At 71.8% G+C, this 8,653-nt stretch carries 8 protein-coding genes and 1 pseudogene; 6 read left to right on the top strand and 3 right to left on the bottom strand.

Annotated elements, in window-relative coordinates; all coding sequences use genetic code 11:
- Nucleotides 1-319 (bottom strand): annotated as a pseudogene (locus tag FRW57_RS13195) (alpha/beta hydrolase family protein); the annotation flags it as partial.
- Nucleotides 316-1,164, bottom strand: coding sequence for an SOS response-associated peptidase (locus tag FRW57_RS13190; protein ID WP_137122786.1), 849 nt, complete (start codon nucleotides 1,162-1,164; stop codon nucleotides 316-318). The pseudogene FRW57_RS13195 and the gene FRW57_RS13190, both read right to left, overlap by 4 nt.
- 183 nt (nucleotides 1,165-1,347) lie before the next feature.
- Between FRW57_RS13190 and FRW57_RS13185 the strand changes: the two genes are divergently transcribed.
- From FRW57_RS13185 to FRW57_RS13160, 6 genes are all read left to right on the top strand, one after another.
- Nucleotides 1,348-1,869, top strand: coding sequence for a DoxX family protein (locus tag FRW57_RS13185; RefSeq protein WP_137122787.1), 522 nt, complete (start codon nucleotides 1,348-1,350; stop codon nucleotides 1,867-1,869).
- Nucleotides 1,870-1,942: 73 nt separating this feature from the next.
- Nucleotides 1,943-3,217, top strand: a complete 1,275-nt coding sequence (aroA, locus tag FRW57_RS13180; protein WP_420853250.1) for a 3-phosphoshikimate 1-carboxyvinyltransferase — start codon at nucleotides 1,943-1,945, stop codon at nucleotides 3,215-3,217.
- Nucleotides 3,214-4,233 carry a ribosome small subunit-dependent GTPase A gene (gene rsgA, locus FRW57_RS13175; RefSeq protein WP_152186185.1) on the top strand — a complete coding sequence of 340 codons (1,020 nt, stop codon included), beginning with the start codon at nucleotides 3,214-3,216 and terminating at the stop codon, nucleotides 4,231-4,233. The genes aroA and rsgA overlap by 4 nt, the downstream gene beginning before the upstream one ends.
- Before the next feature lie 9 nt (nucleotides 4,234-4,242).
- The gene (locus FRW57_RS13170) at nucleotides 4,243-5,037 is read left to right on the top strand and encodes a phosphatase PAP2 family protein (protein WP_152186184.1); all 795 of its coding nucleotides are present in this window, start codon (nucleotides 4,243-4,245) and stop codon (nucleotides 5,035-5,037) included.
- Between the two features lie 142 nt (nucleotides 5,038-5,179).
- Complete coding sequence (hisN, locus tag FRW57_RS13165; protein WP_137122791.1) at nucleotides 5,180-5,974, top strand: histidinol-phosphatase; 795 nt, start codon at nucleotides 5,180-5,182, stop codon at nucleotides 5,972-5,974.
- Nucleotides 5,975-6,023: 49 nt separating this feature from the next.
- Nucleotides 6,024-7,922, top strand: a complete 1,899-nt coding sequence (locus FRW57_RS13160; protein ID WP_238384772.1) for a glycoside hydrolase family 15 protein — start codon at nucleotides 6,024-6,026, stop codon at nucleotides 7,920-7,922.
- Nucleotides 7,923-7,943: 21 nt separating this feature from the next.
- On the opposite strand, the gene FRW57_RS13155 is transcribed toward FRW57_RS13160, so the two are convergent.
- On the bottom strand, nucleotides 7,944-8,653 hold a 710-nt coding region (locus FRW57_RS13155), incomplete at its 5' end, for a M16 family metallopeptidase (protein ID WP_162529352.1).

Below are 8,653 nucleotides of genomic sequence, written 5' to 3'. Positions count from 1 at the left end.
GGCCTCCGCTCACCAGCGGCCGCGGCAGCGCCCACCGGCCCTGCGTCAGCGCCGCGAGGACCGCCAGCCACCCCGTGTCGAGCGTCTTGGGTGGGGTGGCCACCTTCTTGCCGGCCACCCGCCAGGGCTGCTCGACACGGACCACCAGCCAGCCGTCCTCCGTCAGGCCGGTCAGCTCGACCAGGTCCGGGGCCTCGATCCCGCCGCCCGCCCCGTGGCCCAGGACGACCGAACCACGCAGGCGAGTCGGCCGCAGCAGGTGGGCACGCGCCATACCGGCTGGGGTCTCGAGCTCGCGGACCGACGCACGCACCGTCATGGTGACCCTCCGATGATCTCTCCGGTGGTGGGGTCGACGACACCCTCGAGCTGGTCGCGCCCCACCGGTTCGAGCAGCTGTGGCCCGTTGTTGCGGATCGAACCCACCGCCGCACCGATGGGCCACGCCTCGAACCGCCCCGGCGCACCCGGCTGGAGCTGCTCGCGGACCATGTCGAGGTCGGTCTGGGCAGGGTCGAGCCAGCCGGCCCACTGCTCCGGGTCGAGGACGAGCGGCTGGCGGTCGTGGATGCGGTCCAGGCCGGGCTCGGCCGCCTGTGTGACGATGGCGTAGGTCGTCAGCCACGCATCCGGGTCATCCGGGGGCAGCGCGGGGTCGCGCCAGAACTCGTAGACCCCGGCCAGTGCCATCGGCTTGCCGTCGGCGCGACGCACGAAGAACGGCTGCTTGCGCGGCTTGCCCTTGCGGTCGGTGACGGTGGGGCTCGCCTGCCACTCGTACCACCCGTCGGCAGGCACCAGGCAGCGGCGGGCCGCGGCCGCCTTGGCGAAGGCCGGCTTGTCGAGCAGGGTCTCGGCCCTCGCGTTGATCATCCGCAGGCCGACCTTGATGTCCTTGGCCCAGCTGGGTACCAAGCCCCAGGTCAGCAGTCGCAGCTGTCGCACCGGCCCACCGCCGTCCTCGTCCTCACCGCTGCGCGGGGCCCGAGTGAGCACGACCGGCGCCTGCTTGGTCGGCGCCACGTTGTAGTCCGGCGTACCGGGCGGCGGCGACTGGGGCGAGGCGAGCACGGACCTGGCCGGCTCGCCGGTCCGGTCCGCCTCGATCTCGAACTCCTCGACCAGGTCATCGGGCCTCGAGCTGGCCGCATATCGCCCGCACATGCCTGCAGCCTACGAAACCACCGGAGGGCGCGCGGCCGGACGCCGCGCTTGTGATGGGCCGGTGATGGGCGAGTGATGGGCCTGTGGTGCGCGGACGTACGCAGGAGGCACGCGGCGTGCGCAGCAACTACGGTAGGGCGGACAGCACGCGTTGACCGCAACGACATCGAATGGAGACAGACCATGACGCTGGTGCGCCGGATCGCACGCCCCATGCTGGGGGCCATGTTCGTCGTGGGTGGGCTCGACGCCCTCCGCCACCCGGCCACCAAGGTCGACCAGGTCGCTCCATTCCTGGAGAAGGTGGGCGATCCCCTCGGCCTGCCGGACGACCCGGAACTGCTCGTGCGCGCCAACGGCGCGACGATGCTGACCGGCGGGCTGCTGCTGTCGATCGGGCGCTTTCCCCGACTCGCCGCCACCGCGCTGTCCGCGGCCCTGGTCCCCACCACGTATGCCGGGCACCCGTTCTGGGAGGAGAAGGACCCGGTCAAGCGCAAGCAGCAGCGGACCCACTTCCTCAAGAACCTCGGTCTGCTCGGTGGCGTCCTGCTCGCCGCCGTCGACACCGAAGGCAAGCCCGGCCTGTCCTGGCGAGCAAAGCGCGCGGTCGGTGACACCCGCCGCGGCGCCCGCCGTGCGGCCAAGACCGCCCGCAGAGAGGCCAAGCTGGCCGCGGCCCAGGCCGAGAACACCCTGAGCTGAGGAGCGGCGCACCACCTTGTCTGATCCCCTCGATTGGCCCGCTCCCACAGCTGAGCGCCCCATCCACACCTCGGTGACGCTCCCCGGGAGCAAGTCGCTCACCAACCGCTACCTCGTCCTCGCCGCCCTGGCGGCCGACCAGTCCCGGCTGCGAGCGCCGCTGCGCTCCCGTGACACGGTGCTGATGGCCGACGCGCTGCGCGCCCTCGGCGCCCGCATCGAGGACTTCTCCGGCGACGAGCTCTCACCGGCCTCGTCCGACGAGGTGCCGGACCTGATCATCACCCCCGCGACGCTGGACCGCTCGGCCCGGATCGACTGCGGTCTCGCCGGGACGGTGATGCGCTTCGTGCCCCCGGTCGCCGCCCTGGCGGACGGAACGGTCGCCTTCGACGGCGACCCGCACGCCCGCAACCGCCCGATGGGAGCGGTCCTGGGCGCCCTGCGCGCCCTGGGCGCCGTGGTCAAGGACGGTGGCCGCGGCACCCTGCCCTTCAGCGTGCACGGCTCGGGCGGGCTGCGCGGTGGTTCGGTCACGCTGGACGCCTCGGAGAGCTCCCAGTTCATCTCGGCCCTGCTCCTGGCGGGGCCGCGATTCGAGGAGGGCGTGACGGTGCGCCACGACGGCAAGCCGGTGCCGAGCGAACCGCACATCCGGATGACGGTCGAGGTGCTGCGCGACGCCGGGGCGATCGTCGACGACTCCGAGCCCGACCTGTGGCACGTCGAGCCCTCCGAGATCCATCCCCTCGACGTGCTGGTCGAACCCGACCTGTCCAACGCCGCGCCCTTCCTGGCCGCCGCGGTGGTCACCGGAGGCAGCGTCCACGTCGCCGACTGGCCGCACCACACCGCCCAGGCCGGCGACGCCCTGCGGGACATCCTCGACGCGATGGGCGCGGAGGTGCGCCTCGACCGTGACGGCCTCACCGTCAGCGGAGGCGGCGGCATCAACGGCCTCGACGTCGACCTGCACGACGTCGGCGAGCTCACGCCCGTCGTGACCGCACTCGCCGCTCTGGCCGACTCCCCCTCGCACCTGCGCGGGATCGCGCACCTGCGCGGTCACGAGACCGACCGGCTGGCCGCGCTCGCCACCGAGCTGAACGCCATGGGAGGCGAGGTCACCGAGACCGACGACGGCCTGCGGGTCGCTCCACGGCAGCTTCACGGCCGTCTCTTCCGGACCTATGACGACCACCGGATGGCGATGGCCGCGGCGGTCCTGGGGCTGGCCGTGCCGGGGGTCGTGGTGGAGAACGTCGGCACCACCGGCAAGACCCTGCCGCGGTTCACCCAGCGGTGGGACGAGCTCGCGCACGCGGCGCACCACGTCCCGCAGCCATGAGCCCCCGGCGGCGCGAGTACGACGAGAGCGATGTGCGGATCCGACCCAACCGCAAAGGATCCCGGCCCCGCACGAAAGAGCGCCCGGCGCACGAGGACGCCGTGCCGGGTTTTGTCGTCGGAGTGGACCGTGGTCGCTACACGGTGCTCGTGGAGGACCGCCTCGTCACGGCGATGAAGGCCCGAGCCCTCGGTCGCAAGTCGATCGTGGTCGGAGAGCACGTCCGTCTCGTCGGTGACACGTCCGGCGACTCCGACGCGCTCGCCCGCATCGTCCGACAGGACCCACGCACCGCCGTCCTGCGCCGCACCGCCGATGACACCGACCCCGTCGAGCGCATCATCGTCGCCAACGCCGATCAGCTCGTCATCGTCACCGCCCTCGCCGATCCCGAGCCGAGGCCGCGGATGATCGACCGCTGCCTGGTCGCCGCCTACGACGCCGGCATGGAGCCCCTCCTGCTGCTCACCAAGGCCGACCTCGCCGACGCCGACGCGTTCCTCGCCACCTACGCGCCGCTCAAGGTGAGGTATGTCGTGACGTCCCTCACCGGAGACGGTGGACTCCCCCGCGGCCTCGAGGAGCTGCACGCCGCGCTGGCCGATCGGGTCAGCGTTCTCGTGGGCCACTCCGGCGTCGGCAAGTCCACCCTCGTCAACGCCCTGGTGCCCGGGGCGCTGCGCGCGACCGGCGACGTCAACGACGTGACCGGCCGTGGCCGCCATACCAGCACCTCCGCAGTGGCGCTGCGCCTCCCGGACGACGACGGCTGGGTGATCGACACCCCCGGCGTGCGGTCCTTCGGGCTGGCGCACGTCGACCCGGCCCGCATCATCAACCACTTCCCCGACCTCGAGCCCGGCACGGCGGAGTGTCCCCGCGGCTGCACCCACGACGAGCCGGAGTGCGCCCTGGACGCGTGGGTGGAGGGCGGTCACGCCGGACCGGCCGGACCCTCCAGACTCGAGTCGCTCCGCCGGCTGCTCCGTGCCCGGACACCCGGGCACGGGGACTGAGAGTCGGCTGTGGCCGCTTCTCCCGAAGACCACATCGGCGACCGGGACCTTGCCACGTGGCACAGCCGGTTCGGCAGGTGGCTGGCCCAATCCGCTGTCGGACAGCGCAGTCCCTGGGTCGCGGCCAACTGGGTCATCCTGCTCACGCTGATCGTCGGCGCGATGACGACGGTCCTGCTGACGGCCGCGGGCGCCGAGGTCTACGACGCCGTCATGGAGCAGGACGAGGTCGCGACGCTGGACCGACCGGTGCTCAACGCGATGCTCGGGCTGCGCAGTCCAGGGCTCGACACGGCTGTCACCTGGTTCACCCACCTCGGCGGAGACGTCGGTATGCCGATCCTCACCGGCCTGACCGTCCTCGCCCTGTGCCTGTGGTGGCGCAGCTGGTCGCCCGCGGCGCTGGTGCTGGTGGCCGCCGCCGGGTCGCTGCTGATGACCGTCGCCGGCAAGCAGCTGGTCGGACGGGCGCGGCCACCGCGGATCGACGCCGTCCCGCCCTTCGAGTCGTCGGCGTCCTTCCCGAGTGGCCACACGCTCAACAGCACCGTGATCGCGGCGGTCTTGGCCTACATCATCCTGCGGCGCGTCCGGCACATGTGGTCCCGCGCGTGCATGGTGCTGGGTGCGCTGGCGTGGGCGGTGGCGATGGGGCTGTCCCGGGTCTACCTCGGCCACCACTGGCTGACCGACGTCATGGCGGCGTGGGCCCTCGGTCTCGCCTGGGTGGCAGTCGTGGTCACCGCGCACCGGCTCTACCTCACCGTCCACCGCGCGCGGGCGACCAGCGGCACCCCACCGTGACCGACGACAGCGGAGAGAGAACATGCCCGCGGCGACGACAGCGGCGAAGATGGAGCGCAGCGACCTGCCGCGGAGGAGCTGCGGCAAGGGGAAGCTGCGTGGCGTCATACGCGCTCGGCGTTCGTCGGCTAGCGTGCCGAGGGTGCCTGCCTACGATGATGACCTGCGCCTCGCGCACGTGCTCGCGGACGCCGTGGAACGGGTGACCACCGCGCGGTTCCGTGCCGAGGACCTGGTCGTGGAGACCAAACCGGACCTCACCCCGGTCAGCGACGCCGACCGGTCGGCGGAGGAGATCATCCGCCACCAGCTGAAGCGCACCCGTCCCCGGGACGCCGTCCAGGGCGAGGAGATGGAGACCACAGGTCACGGTCCTCGCCGGTGGATCGTCGACCCCATCGACGGCACCAAGAACTTCGTCCGCGGGGTCCCCGTGTGGGCCACCCTGATCGCTCTCGTCGACGACGGGCAGCCGGTGCTCGGCCTCGTCGCAGCGCCCGCGCTCACCCGTCGGTGGTGGGCCGCGAACGGCTCCGGCGCCTGGAGCGGCCGCAGCCTCTCCTCGGCCAAGCGGCTGCACGTCTCCCACGTCTCCGAGCTCTCCGACGCGTCGCTGTCCTACTCCAGCCTGACCGGCTGGGCCAAGCTGGGACTGCGCGAGCAGTTCCTGCAGCTCGGCGACGACTGCTGGCGCACCAGGGCCTACGGCGACTTCTGGTCCTACATGCTCGTCGCCGAGGGTGCGGTCGACATCGCCGCCGAGCCGGAGCTTGCCGTGCACGACATGGCCGCCCTGGTGCCGATCGTCACCGAGGCCGGCGGGCGGTTCACCTCGCTGACCGGCGAACCCGGCCCGTGGGGCGGCAACGGAGTGGCCAGCAACGGCGTGCTGCACGACGAGGTGCTCAGCCGGCTGGCTGCGGAAGCCGGCGGCTAGCGCCGCAGCCGGAAGTGCGGCACGCTGTCGGTGTCAGGAAGGGGTGCCGGTGACGACGCACGACCCACAGATCGACCTTCCGCCGGAAGACGCGCGCTCGGCGTTCCCGCCGATCGGCGATTACGCCTTCATCTCCGACTGCCAGACGACCGCGCTGATCGCTCCGAGCGGCAACATCGAGTGGATGTGCCTGCCGCACATGGCCGGGCCGAGCGTGTTCGGTGCCATCCTGGATCGCGACGCCGGCGGATTTCGCCTCGGTCCCGCCGACCAGCTGGTGCCCAACGCCCGCCGCTACGTGCCGGGCACGATGATCGTCGAGACGTCCTGGGGCACTCCGGGCGGCTGGATCATCGTCCGGGACGCCCTCCTGATGGGTCCCTGGCACCACGAGACGGAGCGGGCGCACCTCTACCGGCGCGCGCCCACCGACTACGACGCGGAGCATGTGCTGCTGCGGACCGTCCGCTGCGTCAACGGCGAGGTCCAGCTGGTGCTGAACTGCCATCCCGTCTTCGACTACGGCCGTCGGCGGGCGCGGTGGTCCTACCTGGGCGACGGTTACCACGACGCCGTTGCCGAGGGCGACGAGCAGGACCCCAGGGTCAGGCTCACGACTGACATGCGAGTGGGCTTCGAAGGGCCGCAGGCGACGGCTCGCACCCTGATGAAGGAGGGCGACACCCACTACGTCGCACTGTCCTGGACCGAGCACGAGCCGCCGCACTCCTATGAGGAGGCCTACCGGCGCCAGGTCTGGACGGCCCACCACTGGCAGCACTGGCTGGCTCGGGGCAACTTCCCCGACCACCCCTGGCGCAGTCACCTGGAACGCAGCGCGCTCACACTGAAGGGGCTGACCTACGCGCCGACCGGCGCGTTGATTGCCGCTCCCACGACGTCGTTGCCGGAAACGCCTGGAGGAGAACGCAACTGGGACTACCGCTACACCTGGATCCGCGACTCGACGCTCGCTCTGTGGGCGCTGGACGCGTTGGGCCTCGACTGGGAGGCCAACGACTTCTTCTGGTTCATGGCCGACCTGGCCGAGGCGTCCGACGGCCTGCAGATCATGTATGGCATCGACGGGGCGAAGGACCTTTCGGAGGAGGTCCTCACCCATCTCGAGGGCCACGGCGGCGCCAAGCCCGTGCGCATCGGCAACGGAGCGTTCGACCAGAAGCAGCACGACGTGTGGGGCACGCTGCTCGACTCGGTCTGGATCCACACCAGCTCGCGGGACATGCTGGACGATCGGTTGTGGCAGATCCTGGCGGGTTTCGTCGACCAGGCGATCGAGCACTGGACCGAGCCGGACCGCGGCATCTGGGAGGTGCGCGGCGAACCGCAGCACTTCACCTCGTCCAAGGTGATGTGCTGGGTGGCCGTCGACCGGGGCGTCAAGCTGGCCCGGGTGCGGGAGAACCACGAGCTCGCCCGGCGCTGGCAGGAGGCCGCCGACGAGATGCACGCCGACATCTGCGCCCACGGCGTCGACAGCCGAGGCGTGTTCACCCAGCACTACGACACCGACGCGCTCGACGCCTCGACCCTGCTGATCCCCCTCGTGGGGTTCCTGCCTCCCGACGACGAGCGGTTGCGGGCCACCGTGCTGGCCATCGCCGACGAGCTGACCGTGGACGGCCTGGTGCTGCGCTACCGCGTCGACCGCACCGACGACGGGCTCTCCGGCGAGGAGGGCACCTTCACCATCTGCTCGTTCTGGCTGGTGGCCTGCCTGTCGATCATCGGCGAGCACCGCAGGGCGCGGCACCTGTGCGAGCGCCTGCTCAGCCTGGCCACCCCGCTCGGCCTGTATGCCGAGCAGATCGAGGCCTCGAGCGGACGGCACCTCGGCAACTTCCCCCAGGCCTTCACTCACCTCGGCCTGGTCAACGCGGTGCTCAAGGTGATGGCGGCGGAGCGCGACGGCTACGACTCCCACTAGCGCCGCTCCCCTGGTTGACAGTCAGGCGGGGACGACCGTCACCTCGCCCCGCCCGAGGGCGCGGACGGACTCGGCGTGCAGGCCGGCATCGCCCACGAGGACCACGGTCCACTCGCCCGTCACGAAGCGCCGGTAGGCGTCGTCCAGCCGGGCCGGGTCGACGGTCAGCAGGTCGGTCAGGTTGGCGGTGGTGAATTCCGTGGTCAGCCCGTCGAGCGCCAGCATGACCGCCTCGTCCGCGATGGCGTCGGCGGTCGCGTAGCGCCCCGGGGCGGTCTTGCCGATGTAGTCCACGCCGGCCTTGGTCTCATCCTGCGTAAAACCGGCGCGCGCCCCGTCGAGCTGGTCGAGCAACAGTCCGAGCGCCTCGGCGGTGACGTCGGCGCGGACCGAGCCGGAGGCGGCGAACAACCCACCCCTGTGGCGTGGCCGGAAGCCGGCCCGGATGCCGTAGGTGTAGCCCTTCTCCTCCCGCAGCACGGCATCGATCCGGGCACCCGGTGAGCCGCCCAGCACGAAACCGAGGACGGGGTATGGCGCCCAGCCACCGTCGACGCGACGGTCCGGACCGTGCGTGCCCACATAGAGCTCGGTCTGGACCGAGCCGGGCCGGTCCACGAAGACGATCCGGTGGGCGTCCGCGGCCCGGCGGTCGGCCGCCGGGCCGTCATCGGCCACAGGGGCTGCCGGCGAGACGTCGGCGGCGACGTCGGTCGCCGGCCCCTGCCAGG

The organism is Segeticoccus rhizosphaerae (genome assembly GCF_009192725.1).
GTDB classification, from domain to species: Bacteria; Actinomycetota; Actinomycetes; order Actinomycetales; family Dermatophilaceae; genus Segeticoccus; species Segeticoccus rhizosphaerae.
The sequence above is the reverse complement of the archived record's forward strand: the minus strand, read 5'-3'. Positions and strand labels throughout refer to the sequence as shown.